Source organism: Streptomyces sp. ITFR-21, assembly GCF_031844685.1.
Taxonomy (GTDB): Bacteria; Actinomycetota; Actinomycetes; order Streptomycetales; family Streptomycetaceae; genus Actinacidiphila.
Map to the genome: position 1 here is coordinate 2,498,970 of NZ_CP134605.1, position 21,476 is coordinate 2,520,445.

Annotated in this window: 13 protein-coding genes; 6 read left to right on the top strand and 7 right to left on the bottom strand. The window is 75.1% G+C overall.

Going from position 1 to position 21,476, the window contains the following annotated elements:
- Positions 1-190: 190 nt before the first annotated feature.
- The gene (locus RLT57_RS11020; protein ID WP_311297203.1) at positions 191-1,213 is read right to left on the bottom strand and encodes a hypothetical protein; all 1,023 of its coding nucleotides are present in this window, start codon (positions 1,211-1,213) and stop codon (positions 191-193) included.
- A gap of 121 nt (positions 1,214-1,334) precedes the next feature.
- Between RLT57_RS11020 and RLT57_RS11025 the strand changes: the two genes are divergently transcribed.
- The gene (locus RLT57_RS11025) at positions 1,335-3,995 is read left to right on the top strand and encodes a helicase C-terminal domain-containing protein (RefSeq protein WP_311297204.1); all 2,661 of its coding nucleotides are present in this window, start codon (positions 1,335-1,337) and stop codon (positions 3,993-3,995) included.
- Here RLT57_RS11025 and RLT57_RS11030 read toward each other — a convergent pair.
- Both RLT57_RS11030 and RLT57_RS11035 read right to left on the bottom strand, forming a co-directional pair.
- Positions 3,958-4,776: a VanZ family protein gene (locus RLT57_RS11030; protein WP_311297205.1), complete on the bottom strand. Its 819-nt coding sequence runs from the start codon at positions 4,774-4,776 to the stop codon at positions 3,958-3,960. The genes RLT57_RS11025 and RLT57_RS11030 overlap by 38 nt on opposite strands.
- Positions 4,777-4,856: 80 nt before the next feature.
- Positions 4,857-6,509, bottom strand: coding sequence for a DNA repair helicase XPB (locus tag RLT57_RS11035; RefSeq protein ID WP_311297206.1), 1,653 nt, complete (start codon positions 6,507-6,509; stop codon positions 4,857-4,859).
- A 283-nt stretch (positions 6,510-6,792) separates the two neighbouring features.
- Here RLT57_RS11035 and RLT57_RS11040 point away from each other — a divergent pair, with 283 nt between their 5' ends.
- On the top strand, positions 6,793-8,019 hold the full coding sequence (locus RLT57_RS11040; RefSeq protein WP_311297207.1) for an LPXTG cell wall anchor domain-containing protein: 1,227 nt from the start codon (positions 6,793-6,795) through the stop codon (positions 8,017-8,019).
- Between the two features lie 366 nt (positions 8,020-8,385).
- Here the strand turns inward: RLT57_RS11040 and RLT57_RS11045 are convergent, their stop codons facing one another.
- Together RLT57_RS11045 and RLT57_RS11050 are read right to left on the bottom strand one after the other, a co-directional pair.
- Positions 8,386-8,856 (bottom strand): hypothetical protein, encoded by a 471-nt coding sequence (locus tag RLT57_RS11045; RefSeq protein ID WP_311297208.1) that lies wholly within the window; start codon positions 8,854-8,856, stop codon positions 8,386-8,388.
- Between the two features lie 48 nt (positions 8,857-8,904).
- Positions 8,905-9,099 (bottom strand): hypothetical protein, encoded by a 195-nt coding sequence (locus RLT57_RS11050; RefSeq protein ID WP_311297209.1) that lies wholly within the window; start codon positions 9,097-9,099, stop codon positions 8,905-8,907.
- A gap of 666 nt (positions 9,100-9,765) precedes the next feature.
- Between RLT57_RS11050 and RLT57_RS11055 the strand changes: the two genes are divergently transcribed.
- Positions 9,766-11,859, top strand: a complete 2,094-nt coding sequence (locus tag RLT57_RS11055) for a HelD family protein (RefSeq protein ID WP_311297210.1) — start codon at positions 9,766-9,768, stop codon at positions 11,857-11,859.
- Between the two features lie 551 nt (positions 11,860-12,410).
- Here RLT57_RS11055 and RLT57_RS11060 read toward each other — a convergent pair.
- Positions 12,411-13,121: a copper homeostasis protein CutC gene (locus RLT57_RS11060; RefSeq protein ID WP_311297211.1), complete on the bottom strand. Its 711-nt coding sequence runs from the start codon at positions 13,119-13,121 to the stop codon at positions 12,411-12,413.
- A gap of 822 nt (positions 13,122-13,943) precedes the next feature.
- Between RLT57_RS11060 and RLT57_RS11065 the strand changes: the two genes are divergently transcribed.
- From RLT57_RS11065 to RLT57_RS11075, 3 genes are all read left to right on the top strand, one after another.
- Complete coding sequence (locus RLT57_RS11065) at positions 13,944-14,612, top strand: HD domain-containing protein (protein WP_311297212.1); 669 nt, start codon at positions 13,944-13,946, stop codon at positions 14,610-14,612.
- 78 nt (positions 14,613-14,690) lie between these two features.
- Positions 14,691-15,050 carry a Pepco domain-containing protein gene (locus RLT57_RS11070; protein ID WP_311297213.1) on the top strand — a complete coding sequence of 120 codons (360 nt, stop codon included), beginning with the start codon at positions 14,691-14,693 and terminating at the stop codon, positions 15,048-15,050.
- A gap of 6 nt (positions 15,051-15,056) precedes the next feature.
- Complete coding sequence (locus RLT57_RS11075; RefSeq protein ID WP_311297214.1) at positions 15,057-19,826, top strand: HD domain-containing protein; 4,770 nt, start codon at positions 15,057-15,059, stop codon at positions 19,824-19,826.
- 333 nt (positions 19,827-20,159) lie between these two features.
- On the opposite strand, the gene RLT57_RS11080 is transcribed toward RLT57_RS11075, so the two are convergent.
- A complete protein-coding gene (locus tag RLT57_RS11080) occupies positions 20,160-21,221 on the bottom strand; it encodes an LLM class flavin-dependent oxidoreductase (protein WP_311297215.1) in 1,062 nt (353 codons plus the stop codon).
- Positions 21,222-21,476: the final 255 nt, after the last annotated feature.

Genomic DNA, 21,476 nt, shown 5'->3' on the forward strand with positions numbered 1-21,476 from the left:
GGGACGGACGGCGCCCCAACGCCCCACGGCACCCACCAAAGGGCACCCCGCCCCCCCACCCCCACGGCACCCACTCCAGGGCACCCCCCACCCCGCCGGGCACCCACCAAACGGCACTTCCACGCCCGACAGCACCGGGCACCCACCCACGGCCACCCCCACCCGGCACCCATCCGCGCCCCTCGCCGGGCTAGGCGGTGTGGCGGGCGCGCCAGAGGAGGTAGAGGGCGGAGCCGATCGCGGCGATGCGGATGGTGGCCGGGAGGGCGTCCAGGGCGGCGTGGCCGACCTGGCCCTCGGCGATGGGGGTGCTCCACTTGCCCGCGTCGCGTCCCCAGAGCCAGACCAGCAGGCCGGCGCCGGCGGCGCCGGGGATGCCCAGGATGCCGAACTTGGCCTGTGAGCGGCTGAGGGCGCGGGAGAGGTAGCCGAGCAGCCAGCCGAGGCCCATGGGTATGAGGGAGCCGAGCACGGCGCCCGCGACCAGCAGGGCCGCGGCCAGCAGCAGGGCGGGGCTCCCCCAGCGCCTGGCCGGGGTGTCCTTGCGGCCGGACAGCCGGGGCCACCAGCGGCCGGGGGTGGCCGCCGCGGCGGCCGGTGCCTCCTCCGCGGATTCGGCGGGTGCCGCCTCCGCCGGCGGGACCGGGGCCGGGCGGCCGCGCAGTGGCTGCGGGCCGTCCTTGAGGAGTCCCCCGTCGTCGAGCGGGATGGTGACGCCGCCGGTCATGCCGGGCAGCCCGGCCAGTTCGTCGCCGGCGCGGGGCCGGCCGGCGCCGGGGGGTGGGACCCGCCACCAGTCGGGATCCGCGTCGGCCGGTCCTGCCTGCGGCTTCACGTACGGCCCGTGGCGGCCGTCAGGCGGCTCGGTGGGCGCGGGCGGCGGCACAGCGCCCCCGCCGCGGCCGAGGGCCCCGCCGAAAGGCGCCGTGGGGAATGCCCCGGACGGTCCCTCGAGACCGGTCCCGGGGGGCGCCCCGAAAGCCGTCCCGAAGATCACCCCGGAGGCCGCGTCCACCACCTCGTCCGGGGTGCCGAGCCGGTCGAGTATCCGGCGCACCGCGGCGGGGTCGTCGCCCTCCCGGCGCGCCCGCTCGATGTCGCCGCGCAGCCGCGCGACCAACCGCATCCGCTGGGCGGCGGGCAGGGCGGTCTGCGCCAGGTCGCCGACCCGGCTCAAGTAGTCGAACACCAGTTGATCGCTCTCGACGCCCACCGCCAAGCCCCCTTCCGCCGAGCCGTGTTGGCCTGCCCCGACGGTACCGGGCGGTCCCGGCGGCTGTCCTCATCAGGCGGTCGGGCTCGGATATTCGAGCGGTGCGGCTAATGTGGGACGGATGAGGAGTGAAGGCGGCCCCACCGGCCCGCGCACCCTGGCGGAGGACCTGCGCGCCCGAGACGACGCGGCGCTGGCCCTCCTGCTGCGCGCCCGCCCGGACCTCCTCACCCCCGTCCCCAACGACCTCACCCAGCTCGCCACCCGCGCGGCCACCCGCTCCTCGGTGCTGCGCACCCTGGACCACCTGGACACCTTCACCCGGCAGGTGGCCGAGGCGCTGGCGGTCTCCCCCGACCCCTGCGGCTACGAGTCGCTGCGCGCGCTGATGACCGGGCATTCCGCGGCCGACGCGCCCGCAGGAGCCCTAAGCGGCGCCGGTGGTCCGCAGGCCGCGGGCGGCGGCGCGATCCCGCCGCGGCCGCGTACCGGCGCGGGCCCGCGCCCCGCCGACGAGCGGGCCGCGCGCAACCTCGCCGCGGCGGTCCTGCTGGGCGGGGAGCTGCTGGGTCCCGAGCTGGCGGCGGCCGTGGCCGCGGCGCTGCCCGGGGCCGTGGGCCGGCTGCGGGAGCGGGGGCTGGTGTGGGGCGGGGAAGGGGAGCTGCGGCTGGTGCGGACCGCGCGGGACGTGCTCGCGCCGTCGGCGTCGGTGGCGTCGGCGACCGGTCTGGGACCGTCCCTGGGAGAGGCGACCGCGGGCATGTCGCCGACGCGGCTGCAGGAGCTGCTGGCGGACGCCGGGCTGGCGGCGACCCACGACCCGGTGAGCGCGCTGGCGGCGCTGAGCGGCCTGTTCGGGGACCGGGAGCGGCTGGGCGCGCTGCTCGGCGGGGCGCCTGAGGGGGTGCGGGGGGTGCTGGAGCGGCTGGTGTGGGGACCGCCGTACGGCGAGGTGCGGGACGCGACCGCGGCCGTACGCGCGGCGGACGCGGCGACCCCCGTGCAGTGGCTGCTGGCCCGGGGCCTGCTGCTGCCCGCGGGCCCGCACAACGTGGTGCTGCCCCGGGAGGCCGCGCTGGCCCTGCGGGGCGGGCGGGCGCACCGGGCACCGGAGCCGACGCCGCCGGAGGTGGCGGCCGTCGCGCGCCCGGAGCGGACCGTGGACCCGACCGCCGCGGGCCAGGCGCTGACGGCGGTCCGTGTCGTCACCGAGCTGCTCACCGCCTGGCAGAGCGGCGGACCGGCGGTGCTGCGGGCCGGCGGCATCAGCGTCCGGGACCTGAAGAGGACCGCCGCCGCGCTGGACCTGCCCGAGCCCGAGACCGCCTTCTGGCTCGAACTGGCCTACGCCGCCGGGCTGATCGCCACCGATGGCGAGCTGGACGAGGTCTACGCCCCCACCCCCGCCGCCGACGACTGGCGGCAGCTGCCGGCCGCCCGGCAGTGGGCGGTGCTGGCCGCGGCCTGGCTGACCGCGTCCCGCACGCCCGGCCTGGTCGGCACCCGCGACCCCAAGAACCGCGCGCTGTCCGCGCTGGGTCCCGACCTGGACCGCTCGCTGGCCCCGCAGGTCCGCCGCCGTACGCTGCGGCTGCTCGCCGACCTGCCGCCCGGCTCCGCCGCCGACCGGGCGTCCCTGCTGGCCCGGCTGCGCTGGGAGCGCCCGCTGCGCTCCGGCGCGGAGGCACTCCGCGCCGACCTGCTCGGGTGGACGCTGAACGACGCGGAAGCCCTCGGCATCACCGGCCGCGGCGCCCTCGCCGCCCACGCCAGGGTCCTGATCGACGGCAGAGCCGTCGCGGGCGCGGGAAGCGGCAGCGGCAGGGACGCCGGCCGGAACGAGGACCGTACGGAGCTGGCCGCCGCCGTCCTCGCGCCGCTGCTGCCGGAACCGCTCGACCACGTCCTGCTCCAGGCCGACCTGACCGCGGTCGCCCCCGGCCCGCTCGTCGCGCCGCTCGCCGAGACCCTCGGCGTGCTCGCCGACATCGAGTCCAAGGGCGGCGCCACCGTCTACCGCTTCACCCCGGACTCGGTGCGCCGCGCCCTGGACGCGGGCCGGACCGCCGCCGAGCTCCAGGCGTTCCTGGCCGCCCACTCCCGTACGCCGGTGCCGCAGCCGCTCAGCTACCTCATCGACGACATGGCCCGCCGTCACGGCACCCTCCGGGTCGGTGTGGCGGCGGCGTACCTGCGCTGCGACGACGACGCGCTGCTCACCGAGCTCCTCGCGGACCGCCGCGCGGCCGGCCTCGGCCTGCGCCGGCTGGCCCCGACCGTGCTGGCCGCCCAGACCGAGCCCGCCGCCCTGCTGGAGCGGCTGCGCGCGATGGGTCTGGCCCCGGCCGCCGAGTCCGCCGACGGCGAGGTCCTGATCAGCCGCCCCGACGCCCGCCGCACCCCGCCGCGCACCCCGCCCGTCCCTCTCGGGGAGGGTCCGCTGCCGCCGGACGACAACCTCCTCGGCGCCGCCGTCAAGGCCATCCGCGCCGGCGACCGCGCGGCCACCGCCGTACGCCGGGACGCCTCACCGGCCCCCAGCGGCGTCCCCCGGACCCCCACCGCCGACACCCTCGCCACCATGCAGGCCGCCACCCTCACCGGCGAGTCCCTCTGGATCGGCTACGTCAACGCCGACGGCGCCGCCAGCCAGCGCGTGATCGCCCCGGTCCGCGTCGAGGGCGGCTACGTCACCGCCTACGACCACAACGCCGACGAGGTCCGCACCTTCGCCCTGCACCGCATCACCGGCGTCGCCACCCTCGCCGACGACCCGGCGTGACGGGGGCCGGGGTCTCGGGTGTGGCGGGTGGGGTGCCGAAGCCCAGGTGGTGCCACCAGTGGGTGCGGCGGGGGTGGAGGGCGAGGCCGAGGCGGCGGCCGAGGAGGAGGTAGCCGAGGAGGGCGCCGAAGGTGTTGAGGATGACGTCGTCGATGTCGAAGGCGCGGCCCTCGACGATCGCGCCCTGGGCGGTCTCGACCACGACCATGACGAGGGCGGTGAGCAGGAGGACGCGGATCAGGCCGCGGGCTTTGGGGAAGAGCACCGGCAGCAGGACGCCGAACGGAACGCCGAGGACGATATTGCCGCCGATCTGCTTGACGGTGTCGCGCAGGGCGGGCTGGTCGAGGTAGGCGCGGATGGAGGCGCCGGGCCTGAGGTTGGTGTGGATCAGCTTGACCGAGGCCGGGGAGGGCACCAGCGTCACCTTGGCGAGGGCGACGGCGAAGGCCACCATGCCGACGATGGCGACGGCCATGACGGCCGTCCGGGCCAGGGTCGAGCCGAGCGAGCGGCGCTGGAGGACCGGGCGCCGCGGCTCCGGGGCGGTGGCGGGGACGACGGGGGCCGCCTTGGGCGGCCGGGCCCTGCGGGTCGGCGCCTTAGGGGTGCGGGTCCCGGGGGCCGCCGTCGCCTCGGGCGCGGAAACGGGACGCCTCTTGCCGGTCAGCGCCTTGGGCAGCCGGCTTCTGGGCGCCGCGTCCTCCGCCGCGGGCACAGGCTCCCGCTTGGGCTCCGGTTTTCTCGATGTGACGCGCAGCAGCGTGTCCCGGACGGCCATGAACCGTACCCCCCTCGGTAGGCACCCTTTGTGGCCGGGCGCCTACCCCGCGGTGGTGGCTTTACGCGCCCCGCCCGCCGTCAGCTGTCCTCCCCCGCGCCGGTCAGCAGGTCGTCCGCGTCCACGATCCGGTAGGCGTACCCCTGTTCGGCCAGGAAGCGCTGCCGGTGAGCGGCGAAGTCCTGGTCGATGGTGTCGCGGGCGACCACCGAGTAGAAGCGCGCCTCGTGGCCGTCGGCCTTCGGCCGCAGCACGCGCCCCAGCCGCTGGGCCTCCTCCTGCCGGGACCCGAACGTGCCGGACACCTGGATGGCGACCGTCGCCTCGGGCAGGTCGATGGAGAAGTTGGCCACCTTGGAGACCACCAGCACCGAGATCTCCCCCTGCCGGAAGGACTCGAAGAGCTTTTCCCGCTGCGCGTTGGACGTCTCCCCCTTGATGACGGGTACGCCCAGGTGCTCGCCCAGCTCGTCCAGCTGGTCGATGTACTGCCCGATGACCAGCGTCTGCTGCCCCGCGTGCTTGGCGACCAGCGCCTCCGTCACCTTCCGCTTGGTCGCGGTGGTGGCGCAGTACCGGTACTTCTCCTCGGCCTCGGCGGTGGCGTACGCGAGCCGCTCGGTGTCGGTCAGGTTGACCCGCACCTCGACGCAGTCGGCGGGCGCGATGTAGCCCTGCGCCTCGATCTCCTTCCACGGCGCGTCGAACCGCTTGGGCCCGATCAGCGAGAAGACGTCCGACTCGCGCCCGTCCTCCCGTACCAGCGTCGCGGTCAGCCCGAGCCGCCGCCGCGCCTGGAGGTCGGCGGTGAACTTGAAGACGGGCGCCGGCAGCAGGTGCACCTCGTCGTAGACGATCAGGCCCCAGTCCCGGGAGTCGAACAGCTCCAGGTGCGGATAGACGCCCTTCCGCTTGGTGGTCAGCACCTGGTACGTCGCGATGGTGACCGGCCGGATCTCCTTGCGGGTGCCGCTGTACTCGCCGATCTCGTCCTCGGTCAGCGAGGTGCGCCGGACCAGCTCGTGCTTCCACTGCCGGGCGGAGACCGTGTTCGTCACCAGGATCAACGTGGTCGCCTTGGCCTGTGCCATCGCGCCGGCGCCGACCAGCGTCTTGCCCGCCCCGCAGGGCAGCACGACCACGCCGGAGCCGCCGTGCCAGAAGTTCTCCACCGCCTGCCGCTGGTACGGCCGCAGGCTCCACTCCGACTCGTCCAGCTCGATCGGGTGCGCCTCACCGTCGACGTAGCCCGCGAAGTCCTCGGCGGGCCAGCCCAGCTTGAGCAGGGCCTGCTTGATCTGGCCGCGCTCGGAGGGGTGCACCAGCACGGTGTCCTCGTCGATCCGGGCGCCCACCAGCGGCTGGATCCGCTTGGAGCGCAGGATCTCCTCCAGTACCGGCCGGTCGGTGCTGGTCAGCACCAGCCCGTGCGCGGGGTCCTTGGCGAGCCGCAGCCGCCCGTAGCGGTCCATGGTCTCGGCCACGTCCACCAGCAGCGCGTGCGGCACCGGGTAGCGGGAGTACTCCATCAGCGCGTCCACCACCTGCTCGGCGTCGTGGCCGGCCGCGCGGGCGTTCCACAGGCCGAGCGGGGTCAGCCGGTAGGTGTGGATGTGCTCCGGGGCGCGCTCCAGCTCGGCGAAAGGGGCGATGGCACGACGGCAGGCGTCGGCCTGCTCGTGGTCGACCTCCAGCAGAAGGGTCTTGTCGCTCTGGACGATCAGACAGGACACGCATGACCTCCGCGGTCGGGACGCACGTTGGGGAGCGTTCCGGGGAGCGGCGCGGGGCCGGTCCGGGGAGCGTTCACGGGGAACAGAGAATTGTACGTCGGATGGCGGACGCGGCCGGGTGGCCGAGGTCACGTCACGGGAAGCCGGATTCACCCTTCCGCCGCACACCATCACCCGTCCGGCGGCCAACCCACCGGCCCCGGTATGGCCATTCGTGCGAATCTACGGCGTCACCTTTCGTGGCATATAGACCGATGAGTCGTATTTGATGTCTTATGCCCCCATGAATTCCCAGCAGACGCACCCTCCCGCCCCGCCGCGCGAGCGGAGGACGTTCCGCGCCCTCGCGGCGTCCACGGCAGTCGTCGGCGCGGCCGTTATGGCCTCCGCCGGCCTGCTGTTCTCCGGCTCCGCGGCCGGCGCCACGCCGGACGGCGGCCCGGCCGGCGCGTTCACGCGCAGCGATACCGGCGAGCGCGGGCACGGCATCGACCAGTCGGCGTCCGAAGCCGACGCCTCCGCCCAGGCCGCCGCCGACATCGCCGACTTCGGCGAGGCCGGGCAGTCCGGCCAGCCGGACCAGTCCGCCCCGTCCGCCCCGTCCGCGACCGCAGCCCACGACGACGACCACACCCAGCCGAACCACCAGGCGCTCACCCAGGCCGTCGGCCACAACCGGCCCGCGTCCGCCGCCGAACAGCCCGCCTCCGCGGACGAGGACCAGTCGGCGGCTCTGGGCCAGGACCAGTCCGCGTCCTCCTCCTCTGCCTCGTCCTCCGACGAGAGCCAGTCCGAGACCGCCGACGACGACCAGGCCCAGGCACCGGACCGGGCCGAGGACGAAGGCCAGGGCCCGGCCGCGGGCCATGAACCGTGGCACACCTCCGGCTTCGGCTCCGGCTTCGGCTCCGACTTCGGCTCTGCTTCCGGCTTCGGCCCAGGTTCCGGCTTCGGTCCGGGATTCGGCTTCGGTCCGGGATTCGGCGCCGGCTCCGACCTCGGCCCCGACGAGTCCGCGTCCCCCGACGCCGACCAGCCGGCGGTCCCGGAGCAGGGCGAGGACGAGCCGGCGGCCTACGGCGACGCCCCGTCCACCGCTCCCGGCTACGGCGACGACCAGTCGCCCGCTCCGGGCTACGGCGAGTCCTCGGAACCCGCCGGCCACGGCAAACCCGGGCCCCGCCCCTCCGCCCCCGCGGAGGATGACGACAGCGGCTGGTGGGAAGGCGGCACCGGCGGTCCGGGCGAGGAGACCACCAGTTGCCCGCCGACCAAACCGCCGCACACCCCACCGACCACGCCGACCCCGCCGACCCCGCCGACCACGCCCCCGTACACTCCCCCCACCCACCCGCCGCACCATCCGCCGGCCCACCCCCCGCACACCCCGCCGTCGCTGCCGCACACCGGCTCCGACGGCATGGGATGGATGGGGCTGGCCGCCGCGGGCGTGCTCGGCACCGGCGGCGCCCTGGTGGTGTTCAGCCGCCGCCGCGGCCGGCACGCCTAAGGGCTGTCGTTTGGATCTCCGGGAAGGAGCAGGGTCCGGCGCGTTGCGGCCGCACGGCCGAGGCGGAAGGCGACGCGGTGTGCCGCCGACCGACGAGAGCACGGCAGACGCGCGGGCCGGTCCCCGCGACACCGCGGGGACCCGAAGGACAGGAGGCGCGAGCCGGCCGGTAACCGGCGGACCGCCGCCATAGCGAGAACCGGCCGCCGCCGGGAGGAGACTCCTGGTGGCGGCCGGTTTCCGTGTGCGTGCCCGGCCCCGGGGGCCCGCCCAGCCCCGGACCTCGCCGCGCCCCGGAGGCGGACCGCCCCGACCCGGGCACCGCGGACCCCGACCCCCGGCCTCTCCGCGGCGCCCGCCTCCGCCTCAGCTCGCCGCCGGCAGGTTCACGTAGATCAGCAGCGGGGCCAGCGCGAGCAGCGGTACGGCGGCAGCGGCGGCGTACCGCTGCGCCCGGTGCCGGCGGCGCCGGGGCAGCGCCCAGGCCAGAGCCAGCGCGACGAAGGAGAGGCCGAGCACGCAGGGGGCCAGCAGCAGCGCGGTGTACAGGGCGTGGCAGCCGTCCGCGGTGCAGGAGTCGGTGGCCATCGGGGAGATCAGCACCGCCGCGGAGCTGATCAGCATCAGCGGGACGCCGAGAACGCTGGCGGCGAGCGGTGCCAGGTAGGCGTGCGGGTCACGGTCGGGGTCGGCCGGGCGCGGCGGGAGGTACGGGCCGAAGGCGCCATAGGCGTACGGATACGGATACGGGTACGGGTCCGGTCCGCCGTGCCGCCACTCGTGCGGCGCGGGCGGCTCGTCCGGGAAGGGGGCGGAGGACGGTGCGGGCGGCGTCATGCCCCCATTGCACGGCCGGGGGCGGCCCGCGCGGATCCGCCGCCGTACTCACATCGGGTGACGCGACGTACTCAGGACCTCCTCACCGTCGCTGCCGAGGACGACCACCTCGACGGCGCTGGCGGCGTAGACCCGCACGGCGCGCAGCGCGCTGCCGAGGCGGTGCCGGGGATGGGCGGGGCAGACGCCGAGGGCGGTGCCGCCGTGGACGGCGCGACCTGGGGAAAGCGTGGTGGAGGCCATGTCTCCACGGTAGGCGGCCGGCACCAGGAAAGCGTCGGCCCACGGATGTAGATCCCACCCCGCGCGTCGGCCTCCGGACGGCTCCGGCCCCTGAGCCGCGTCCGGGTTCGGCCCCGGCCCGGAGTAGGGGTCGGGGGTCCGGCCCGGGTCCCGAGTCCGGGTCCCGTCCGGAGGCCGTGTTCGGGGTCGTGGCCCGGTGGGTCGTGGCCCGGTGGGTCGTGGCCCGGTGGGTCGTGGCCCGGTGGGTCGTGGCCCGGGGGGTCGTGGCCCGGGGGGCGCGGCCCGGGGGGCGCGGCCCCGGACGCCGCGGTCCGCCGCGATCCGCCGGAAAACGGCGGTCCGCCGCGGTCCGCCGGAAAACCGTTGAGCACCGGTCCGCGCGGGCGCGTATGATCGCCGGTCTTGCCGCCTCCCCGACTCCTGGACGGGAGTGCCGCCGTCCGGACGGAAACCGGACGGCCCTTCGTGACACCGCCTCGCGCGTCCGCGGGACGCCCGCGCGTGTCCGGCTGCGTCCGGGCACGTGCCGGCCGGCTCCGCGCCCGCTCCTCGCGGCGCCGGCACCGCGCCCGGAACCGTACCCGTGCGCCCCCGCACCCGTCCGCCCGCGCCGGGGCCGGTCGTCACGGACCGCACCGCACCGCAGACCGAACCGGAGGCAACGCCGTGTCCTCGCCCGCCCCGCCCCACGACCAGCCCCACGACCAGCCCTACGACCAGCCGCGCGACCCGTTGCGCCGCGAACGCGACCACCTGGCCGCCTCCCGGGCCGCGCTGCGCGCCATGCGGCAGGACGTGGAGGCGCTCGACATCTCCGACGTCACCGGCAACTGGGTCAACGCCAAGATCCTGACGGGTGAGATCGAGACCCGGATCAGGGCGCTCGCCGACCTCGCCGGCACCCCGCTCTTCTTCGGCCGCCTCGACTACCTGCACGCCCCCGGCGCGGAGCCGACGGAGGGCGCCGCCGCGGAGAGCTTCTACATCGGGCGGCGCCACGTCCACGACGCGGACGGCGACCCGATGGTCGTCGACTGGCGCGCGCCGGTCTCGCAACCGTTCTACCGCGCGTCCCGCAGCGAGCCGATGGAGGTGGCGCTGCGCCGCCGGTTCGGCTACACCGGCGGGGAGTTGACCGCGTACGAGGACGAGCACCTGTCCGACCCGGCCGAGTCGGACTCCTCGAGCCGGCTGCTCCAGGCGGAGATCGAGCGGCCCCGCGTCGGCCCGATGCGCGACATCGTGGCCACCATCCAGCCCGAGCAGGACGAGATCGTCCGCGCGGGCGTCGGCGGCACGGTCTGCGTCCAGGGCGCGCCGGGCACCGGCAAGACCGCGGTCGGCCTGCACCGGGTGGCGTACCTGCTGTACGCGCACCGCGAACGGCTGGCGCGTACCGGCACGTTGGTGATCGGGCCGAACCGGTCCTTCCTGCGGTACATCGAGCAGGTGCTGCCCGCGCTGGGTGAACTCCAGGTCAGGCAGTCCACGGTGGACGACCTGGTGGCCCATGTCGAGGTACGCGGCACGGACTCCGCGACGAGCGCCCGGGTCAAGGGCGACGCGCGGATGGCCGAGGTGCTGCGCCGGGCGGTCCGTTCGGGCATCCGGATGCCCACCGAGCCGGTGGTGGTGGTCCGCGGTTCCCGTCGCTGGCGGCTGCCGCCGTACGAACTGGAGGAGATCGTCCGGGAGTTGGCGGACCGTGAGATCCGTTATGGCGCCGCCCGCGAGGCGTTGCCGCAGCGGATCGCGCACGCCGTCCTGGTGCAGATGGAACGGGCCGGTGAGGCGCCGGACGACCGGGTACAGGACGCGGTGGCGCGGACCCCGGCGGTGAAGGCGGCGGTCAAGGCGTGCTGGCCGCCGGTGGACCCGGCCAGGACGGTGCTGCGGCTGCTGTCGGACCCGGAGTTCCTGGCGTCGTGCGCCGACGGCCTGCTCACCGGGGAGGAGCAGCGGGCGGTCCTGTGGGCCCGGCCGGCCCGCGGCCTGAAGGCGGCCCGCTGGTCGGCGGCCGACGCGGTACTGGTCGACGAGGCGTACGACCTGGTGCAGCGGACCTCGTCGCTGGGTCACGTGGTGCTGGACGAGGCGCAGGACCTGTCGCCCATGCAGTACCGGGCGGTCGGGCGGCGCTGCTCCACCGGTTCGGCGACCGTCCTCGGCGACCTGGCCCAGGGCACGACCCCGTGGGCGACCTCCTCCTGGGCCGAGGCGCTCGCCCATCTCGGCAAGCCCGGGGCCCGGGTCGAGGAGCTGACCCGCGGCTTCCGCGTCCCCCGCGAGGTGATCGCGTACGCCTCCCGGCTGCTCCCCGCGATCGCGCCCGGCCTGGCTCCGGCCACCTCGGTACGCGAGGCGGCGGGCGCGCTGTCGGTACGCCAGGTGCTGGCCGACGCGCTGGACTCCGCGGTGGTGGCCGCGTGCCGGGAGTCGCTCGCCCAGGAGGGCTCGACCGGTCTGATCGCCGCCGACCCCCGGGTCCCGGAGCTGGCCGCCGCCCTGGCCGCGGCAGGCCTGTCCTGCCTCTCCCCCGGGGAGGAGACCTCAGCGACCGCCCGCCTGACGCTGGTCCCCGCCTCGCTGGCGAAGGGCCTCGAATACGACTACGTGGTCCTCGACGAGCCGGCGGCGGTGGTGGCCGCCGAGCCGGACACCAGGACCGGCCTGCGGCGCCTGTACGTGGCCCTGACCCGGGCGGTGTCGGGCCTGGCGGTGGTGCACGCGCAGCCGCTTCCGGCGGAACTGGCGCGGTAGCCTGCGGCCCGCCGCACCGGGGTCTCCCCTGGTGGCCGGTCGCGCTTCCCGGCACGGCCGGGACCGGGGCCGGCTCAGGGCGGAGGTTCAGGGACGGGGGGTTCAGAAATCGAGGGTACAGAGACCGGCATGTCAGGGACCGGGGGTTCGCGGGCCGGCTCGGAGGCCGTGGTTCGGGGCCGGGGCCCGGCCGACGCGCCCAGCCGACCCGCCAGCCCGACGGCGACCCGCGTGTCGCGCGCGTCCCGCCGGACCGGACGTCTGCCGACGGCCCCGGCCAGCAGGCCCGGCCGACAGGCCCGGCGGCCGACGCACCCGGCAGAACCGCCCAGCCGGTACGGCCGGCCCGTTCGGCCGCCGCGTCCGACCCAACCGCTCAGCCGCCAGCAACCGGCTGTTCGTGTCGCGCGCGTCCCGCCGGACCGGACGTCTGCCGACGGCCCCGGCCAGCAGGCCGGGCGGCCGACACGCCCGCCGAACCCGCCCGCCGAACCCGCCCGCCGCGCGGAGCTGAGCCGGCCCGCCCCAACCGGCCCGCCCGACCAGCCCGCTCAGCCGACGGCGACCGGCGTGTCGAGGGCCTCTCGCCAGGCCCGTACCGCCGTGACGTCGACCGGCCCGGCCCAGCCGTCACGGCGTACCGCCCCGCCGACGTGGAAGGCGTCCAGGCCGGCGGCCTTGAGCGCGGGCACGTGGTCCAGCAGCAGTCCGCCGCCGACCAGCAGCCGGGGCTCGTACCCGGGCTCGCCGACCCGTGCCGCCTCGGCGCACAGCACGTCGATGCCCGCGCCGACGCCCTTCGCCGACCCGGCGGTCAGATAGGTGTCCAGGCCCGGCAGTCCGGCCAGTTGCAACCGCAGCACGTCCCGGTCGGCGGCGCGGTCGATGGCCCGGTGGAACGTCCACCCGCACCCGTCGAGCACGTCCACCAGCGCGTGCACGGCCTCCAGATCGGCCGCTCCCCGCTCGTCCAGGAACCCGAGCACGAACTCCTCGGCCCCCTCCGTCCGCAGCCCCTGCGCCGCCTCGCACAGCGCGTCCAGCTCCCGCGCGCTCCCGGCGCTGAACCCGTCGGACATCCGCAGCATCACCCGCAGCGGGATGTCCACGGCAGCCCTGATCGCCCCGAACGTCGCCCTGCTCGGCGTCAACCCGTCCGACGCCATGTCGGTGACCAGTTCGAGGCGGTCCGCCCCGCCGTCCTGGGCCGCTACGGCATCGTCCGCACCGAGTGCGATCACCTCGAAGATTGGTCTAGACATATCAGCAAGGGTGCCACATGCGTCACCCCCGCGCGAGACCCTCCCCCTCCACCGCACCGCCCGTCCCAGCCCGCGCTCCCGCCTGATTCCGTCCCGTCCCCGCTCAGCGCCGGTCGGGGGCGGCCGCCGGCGAGGTGCCGCTGAAGGTCGATGTGGCGGAACTGGTACACGGTTCCCTCCTGGCGCAGCACTCCACGGTGCACGTGCGCGTCCCGCAGAAAGGCCATGAGGTCGCGCAAGAGCTCCCGACGCGTCGCCAGGTACCCGCGCGCGACCACGAAGTACGCCCAGGCCGTGCGGGACAGGGCGCCCGCGAGACCACCGCCGATGCCGCCCATGACTCCGCCGACCACGCCCAGCAAGCGCCGCCGCGGTCATCAGAAGCACGACGCACACGTCTGTCACCTTCCGGGACCTCGTGCGCCGCCTCGCACGGTCGTTCCCCTAACCCCTCACACCGTCATTTTCACGCAAGCCTCCATCCGCGATGGGTGGTTCGCACTAACGTCCCGCTCTGTCGGGGGACGTACGACATACGACGGCGGAGGCGCGGCGGGGCACCGGAGCCCGTCCGGTCGATTCCGGCGGGGCCCGCCGCCGCCTGCCCCTGTCCGCGGCGGGGCCGCCGGGTTTCCCGGGCGGCCCCGCCGGACCCGCGCCGCCGGCGGCACCCGCACGGCACGGCTCCGCCCCCGCGCCGCGGGCGACACCCGCGCCCCGCGGCACGGCCCGCGCGCCGCACGAAGCGGCCGCGCCCCGCGAAGCGGTGAACCGCCGGAGGCACCCGCGGACCGGGGACAACCATGCCGCACAATAGCCCGCATGCCCACGACGCCCGCCGCCGCGCATCACCGCTACGACGCCCTCCTCGCCGAGTGGTGCGAGCTGGTCCGCCGCTGCCAGACCGACCCGCAGAGCGCCCCCGACCCCGTTCCGTACGGCGTCGACCTGCTGGAACGCTGGGCGGAGCCGCAGCGCCGCTACCACACGCTGGATCACCTGGTGGCCGTGCTGGCCCGTACCACCGAGCTGACCGCGCACGCGGCGGACCCGGACGCCGTCGCGCTGGCCGCCTGGTTCCACGACGCGGTCTACCGCCCCGACCGCAGCGAGAACGAGGAGCGCAGTGCCGGGCTCGCCGAGCGCGCGCTGCCCGAGGCGGGCCTGAGCCCGGACCGTACGGCCGAGGTAGCGCGCCTGGTCCGCCTCACCGTCACCCACGACCCGGCCCCCGGCGACCGCAACGGCGAGGTACTCTGCGACGCCGACCTCGCCGTGCTGGCCGGCGACCCCGCCGACTACGCCGCGTACGCCGCCGCCGTCCGCGCGGAGTACGCCTTCGTCCCGGACGAGGACTTCCGTACCGGCCGGGCCGCCGTCCTCGGCCAACTCCTCGCCCTGCCGCACCTGTTCCGTACCGACTACGGCCGGACTTACTGGGAGTCCGTCGCCCGCCGCAATCTCGGCACCGAACTGGAACTTCTCAGTTGACCCCGGAACTCCGGTGGCACGTCCTAGAGTTGACCCACGTGGCACGGTGACCGCAGGCGGACCTCGGGGGGACGGCAGATGAACGACGGCACGGCAGGGGAACCGGCACAGGGACCGGCGCACGACCGGCGGGGTCCCGACTCGCTGCCGTTCTGGGTGACCGAGGACGACGGCCCCGACGGCGACGGCACGATGGGCCTGTTCGGCGGGGACGCGGTGCTGCGCGCGGTCCCGCTCGGCCCGCTGCGCAGGAACCTCGCCGCGACCGTCGACGCGCTCCAGGCGGTGTTCGCCGATGTCGCGGCCCGCGGCGGCACCCTGCCGCTGGCCGAGGCCCAGCTCTCCTTCGAGGTGACCGCGAGCGGCGGCGTCCAGCTCATCGGCACCGGCCAGATCCAGGGCACCCGGGCGCTGACCCTTACCTTCAAGCGCCCGTGACCACCGGTGTCCCACCAGGCCCTGCTGATCGGGGCGAGCGACTACGACGACCCGGCCATCGCCGAACTCCCGTTTATCCCGGACGACTTGCGGCGTCTCCAGAACGCCCTGACCGAGCGGGAGTTCGGCTCGGTGGAGATCCTGGAGTCGCCCCGCGGCACCACCGGTACGGCCGTGCACGCCCGGGTCAGCCGCTTCCTGCGCGAAGCGGCCCGCGGTGACGTCCTGTTCATCCTGCTCAGCGGCCACGGCCAGCACTTCGAGGGCGCCGACTACCTGATCCCGGAGGACGCCAGCTTCGCCATCGACCCGTTCGCCTCCTGCTGCGTGGAGATCGGCTGGCGCAAGGAGCTGGAGGAGTCCGCCGCCGCCCAGGTCGTCTTCCTGATCGACGCCTGCCGCGAGGGCTTGGAACAGGACGCCAAGTCACCGGCCGGCGTGCACCGTTGGGCCACGAAGAAGGTCGCCGCGACGCTCCGGCGCAAGGTCGCCTACGTCTACGCCTGCTCGCCGGCCGAGAAGGCGCACTTCATCCGCGCCACCGACACCGCGCACGCCACCGGGACCGACGGCGGGGCGCAGGCCAGCGGTGCCACCGGCGAGGCGCGCCGCCGCCGCGCCGCCGACGGGGCCGACGGGGCCACGACGCAGGGCGACCGCACCGGCGAGTCGTTCAGCCTCTTCTCCCGCGCCGTCGCGGACGTGGTCACCGAGGTCACCCACGCCGTGGACCTCGCCGACTTCGAGGAGCAGGTCCAGGCCCGCGTGTCGGCCCTGCACACCGCCTACGGCAAGCCCGGCCGCCCCCAACGGCTCCGCGTCACCACCGATGTCGGCGACCGCCGCGCCTTCGCCGTCCTGCCGGGCCCGGCCCGGCACGCCCGGGCGCACCCGTGGGTACGGTCCGTCACCGTCCATCCGGCGTGGGACCGTACGGCCGCCGGACCCACCCGCGACATGCTCCAGCAGGTGTGCGCCGCCCTGGCGGGACAGCTCGCCGACGACTTCACCCGCTCCTCCGCCGTACTGCGTGACGACCCGTGGCACGACACCGAACTCGCCCGCCGGGCCCAGTCCCGGATGGACTTCCTGGTCCGCCGGGTCGAGGACACCGAGGCGCTCTCCCGGGGCGGCAGGCCCGCCGCGTTCTCCCCCACCGAGGCCGCGCTGACCGTGCTGCTCCCGCTGGTCGTGCAGGCGTTCTGGACCCACGAGGCGGCCCAGCGGGTGGACGTGCTCGACAAGGGCGCCCGCACCCCGGAGCACGACCGCTTCCACGACTTCGTCCGCACCCACCCGCGCCTGGTCCGCCGGCTGCGTACCCTGGACCAGGCCGGCGATCCCCGCGGGGACACGGCCCGTATCCGCTGGTGGCTCTTCCACCGCTGGCTGCTCCAGCAGCCCGAGCTGTACACCGGCCAGTCCCTCAAGTCCCTTCTCGGCACGGCCGAACAGGCCCCGGACGGCGACTGCGACCGGCCCGCCTGGGTCGATGTCGCGCTGTCCGCCGACCGCTTCGGCCGCTTCGTCCAGGACCTGCGCACCGCGCCCTTCGGCATCCCCGGTGACAGCGCGCTGGCCGTACCCGACGTCATCGGCGCCAGCACCGGCGACGAGCACGACGTACGGCACGCCCTCGTCGCCGCGCTCGCCAAGTCGGCGCAGGCGCTGGCCGTCGACCCGGTCGACCTGCCCGAGATCGTGGTCGAACACCTCGGCATCTCCGACGCCGTCGACCTCCCCGAGCTGCTCACCACCCTGCGCGCCTCCGAGTGGCGCACCTCCGGCGTCGGCCGCTCCCTGCACGCGGTCTGCCACCACCCCGCCGTCCAGATCGCGTTGCGCGACCACGCGCGCCGCACCGACGAGCTGCTGCGCGACGTCAACCGCAACCCGGCCCTGCCGCCGCTGCGTTCGCTGCCGCCCTTCGCCGACGCGGACCAGGTACGGCTCAGCGGCAGCACACCGGAACACCTCTCCGACGGCATCCGCTTCCAACTCGCCGAGGACCGCGTCCAGGAACTCCTCATGGGCGAGTCCCTCTACCAAGACCGCGGCCTCGCCGTCCGCGAGCTCTACCAGAACGCCCTGGACGCCCTGCGCTACCGCGACGCCCGCACCCAGTACCTCCGCCGCACCGGCGACGGCCGCCGCCGGGAGGACACATGGACCGGCCGCATCGACTTCCGCCAGGGCCTGGACGCCGACGGCCGCCCCTACCTCGAATGCCGGGACAACGGCATCGGCATGGGCGTCCACGAACTCAGCCACGTCTTCGCCCAGGGCGGCACCCGCTTCGTGGACCTGCCCGAGTACATCGGCGAGGAGGCGAGCTGGTCCGAACTGAGCCCGCCCATCACGCTCCACCCCAACAGCCGTTTCGGTATCGGCGTGCTCTCCTACTTCATGCTCGCCGACGAGATCGAGGTCCGCACCTGCCGGATGGGCCGCGACGGGCGCCCCGGCCGCCTGCTGAAGGTCACCATCGCGGGCCCCGGCAACCTCTTCCGGGTCCAGGACCTCGGCGAGGGCGAGGAGACCGGCACGTCGGTCCGACTGATGCTGGCCCGCGGCAGGTCCCCGGTGTCGTGCGTGGACACGCTGGAGCAGCTGCTGTGGGTGGCGCAGTACCGCACGACGGCCGAGCACGGATCGCGGCGGGCGCAGTGGGCGCCGGGAGAGCTGGCGGCGGCGGCCGTCGAACGGCACCGGTCGAGCCAGCGCGGACGGCTCTGGACGTCCGAGGACACCGTTCTGCCGTCGGGCTGCCCCGACCTGTGGTGGATCGACGGGGCCGGCGCCCTGCTGGCCGACGGCCTGTACGTCAGTTCGAGCTCCGCCGACCGAGAGGCTCCGTACGGCCTGGCGGTGAACCTGTACGGCCCGCACCGGCCGGAGTTGACCGTCAACAGGGCTTCGGCGCTCTCGTACGACTACGCGTACGTCGAACGCGCCGCGCTGGCGACGGCCGGTGATGTCGTCCTCGGCCAGCACCCGCTGAGTCCGCACTGGTTGGACGACGTGAGCGAGTCGTCGCCGCGGATCGCGGACCGGATCGCGGATCTGGCCGGGGCGGCGGGGCTGCCGTGGGAGGTGGGCGGCCACCCGACGACCTTCGACGCCGTGGGCGTGTTCGCCCCGGACGAGTTGCTGGTGCTCCTGATGACCGGCGGTGTCCGCGAGCGCGACCGGGCTTTTGCCGCCCTGGTGCTGCGGCGCATACCGGCGCAACTGCTCCGCTGGCGCCTGGCCGCCCTGTACGGCACCGGAATGGCCGGCCCCTTCGCCGGTCCGCAGGCCGGCCCGCGGCCCTGTGCGCGGCCCTCGGACCTGGCGCTGCTGAACAGCGCCGCGAGCGGCCTCCAGTGGCGGGAAACGCTGTCCTCATGGCTCCTGGGCCCCGTGCCCGACCGGGCGGCGGCGAACGAGCTGGCCCTGCTCACCCGCTGGCGGTCACCGGAAGAGACGGTCAGCGCGAACACCCTCATGGGCTGCGCCGAGTCCTCCGGGCACACCCCGGGCGACGTGGCCGACCGGTGCGCTCAACTCGGCTACCGCACCGAACCGTTGGGCGGGCTGGCGAAGGCCGACCGGACCGATCTGCCGTTGCTCACTCCGCTGGGCGACGCGAGCGGCTGGCTCCCGCCCGGCGCCGAACTGTCCGCCGCGCAGGTCGCCTTCAGCGCCGCCCTGGCCAACCTGCCGACCCGGGAGGCCGCCGAGCGGCTCGGCGAACTGGGCTTCACACTCCCCGGGGCCGTTCCCTGCCGGGAGCGGTGGACGTCCGAGGAGCGGGAGATGCTCAGGGGACTGTGGCGAGCGCACGCCGAACCGCCCGCGCCCGGGGCCGCGATGACCGTCACCGTCCCCCAACTGGTGCAAGCCGCACAGATTCCCGGCCTGCCGCTGCGCGAGGCCGCGGAACTGCTGACCGGCCTCGGCTTTCACGTGCCGCCGGCGGGCTCACTCGTCGAAGAGGCGACCGACGACGACCGGATGCTGCTGGCGTACGAAGGTGTCTGGGCCTGGGCGGACCGCCCCGTGGCACCGATTCACGTCCTGGCGGTGGCGTCCCGGACCCGCAGGCCGGCCGCCGAGGTCGTAGGGCGGCTGCGGGCGCTCGGCTTCCAGGCGGCGGACATCCCGACCGACCGGGAGCCGGACCTCGCGGCGGCCACCGACAAGATCGTCAAGGACGGTCTCTACTCCCCTGTGGCCAGGGTGGTCGACGGAATCGTCGAACTGCACAACCGACACACCTTCACGGGCGTCGCGACGCCGACCGAGGGCCTTGCCGGGGCGCTGGAAGCCCTGGGTTACGTCCTGGCCGGCGGGCCGCAGCTGATGGCCCGGCGGATCGGCGCGGACGGCCCTGCCTTCGGCACACTGCCCACGCCGTCCGGTTTCGGGCCCGTCCCACCGGTCGACCTGTACGCCCTGGGCGAGTACGTCGGTCGCCCGCGTCCCGAGGTCGCCGCGGAACTGGCCTCCCTCGGCTACGAAATCGCCCCGGAGGACCCCCGGTTCGAAGGCGACCTCCAGGTCGAGTGGACCCTGGGCCGGCTGATCCGACGCTTCCACCCGGCCCTCGGCGGGACGCCGGCAACGCCGCCCCCGCGCGACCCCCAGCACATCTCCCTGCCCGCCCTGGCCGCCACCGCCATGCGCCACGGCCTCCCCTTCCACGAGGCGGCCCGGTTCGCCACCGCCTGCGCCATCCACCACGAGGCCGAACCCTGGTTCCCCCCGGCCCCGGCCCCGCCCGCCACCGGCTGACCCGCTGCGCCCCGGCCGCGTCCGTACCGCGACCGTACCGCGACCGTCGTGGCGTCGATACCGCCGCGGGCGGACGGTACCGGGCGACACCGCCGCGCGGCGGCCGGCGGAGCCCCCGCCGGCCGAGGCGGCCAAGGCCCGACCGGTTATTCGAGATCCGAGAGGAAAACTCGGACGTCGCAGTTCGCGGCGAGGCCAACAACCCTTGCCCCGGCGCCACTTGCCCCTCCAGCGGTTCCGACAGCCCTACCTCCGGCCCCACCTGCCCATCCGGCGGGGCCGGCCGTCGATGCGGCTGAGGTGCCGTCAGGGGTGCCGGCGCCGTGTTCGGCATCAGGCCGTCACCTCGTCGCGGGCGCGCAGCGCGGGCAGGACGGTCTCGCCGAAGAGCACCATGTCCTCGTCGTACTCCGGGAAGATCAGCATCAGCCCGTCCAGGTCTGCCTCGTGCACGATGTACTCGATGTGCTCGGTGACCGTCCGCGCCGAACCGGCGACGTACGCGGTCTGGAACGCGGCCTCGCCTTCGGCGCCTTCGGCCCACGCGCGGGCCTGGTCCTCGGGGATGCCCCAGGTTCTGCGCATATGGACGAGTGCCTCGCGGTCGAGTCCCGCACCCCATTCCCGCACCTTCTTCGCGGCCAGTTCGTCGGTCTCGTCCTGGACCACGGTGAGCATCGAATAGGTCTTGCAGACGCGGCCGTTGGCCTTCGCCCGCGTGTGGACGTCCGCCGAGAGCAGCCGCATCTCGTCAAGGCTCTCCGCGGCAAGAAAGGCGCCGTCGGCGTACCGCGCCTGGAAGCGGCGCGCGTCCTCGGACGTACCCGCGCTGATGACGGTCGGGCGGCTCGCCGGGTGCGGGCGGGACTCGCAGTCGACGAGGTCGAAGTACGGGGTGTGCATGGTGACCGAGGGTTCGGTCCACAGCCGGCTGACCGCCTCCGTCCACAGTTCCGTCATCCGGTAGCGGTCCGCGTGGCTGAGGTCCGGGTCCCAGACGCCGAACTGCTCGAACTCCCCCGGGTAGGAGCCGTTGACGATGTTCAGGCCGGCCCGGCCGCCGGAGACGTCCTGGAGGGTGGTGAGCATCTTCGCCGCGATGGCGGGGTTGTGGACGTTCGCGTGCAGGGTGGCCCAGATCTTGACCCGGGTGGTGGACTCGGCGAGCGCCGCCATCATCGTCAGCGACTCCAGCGAGCGGCCCCAGTGGTCGGTGGTGCCGCCGAAGCCGCGCCACTTCGCCATCGACATGATGAAGTCGAGCCCGATGTCCTCCGCGTGCAGAGCGGCGCGTTTGTTCCACGCGTAGCTCGCCTCGGGATGCGGCGCCGTCGTGGACAGCATCCATCCCCCGTTCCCGATGGGGAGGAAGATTCCGTATTCTTTCGCGGGCACGTTTGGGGCCTTTCCGTGAGATTCCTGAAACCGCCCCGGCGGGCGTGGGGACCGCCGGGGACGGTGGGGACGTCATGGGCCGGTGGGGACGGACGCGGGCTTACGGGGCCGAGCGGGCGCAGGGCGGCGGGCGGCGGGCGGCGCGGGCCGACGGAACGGCCCGGACCCCGCCGAGGACCGACCGGAATTGACCGGAACCGGCTGGAACCGGCCGAAGCTGATCCGGAGCCGACCGGAACTGGCGGCCGAGGTCGA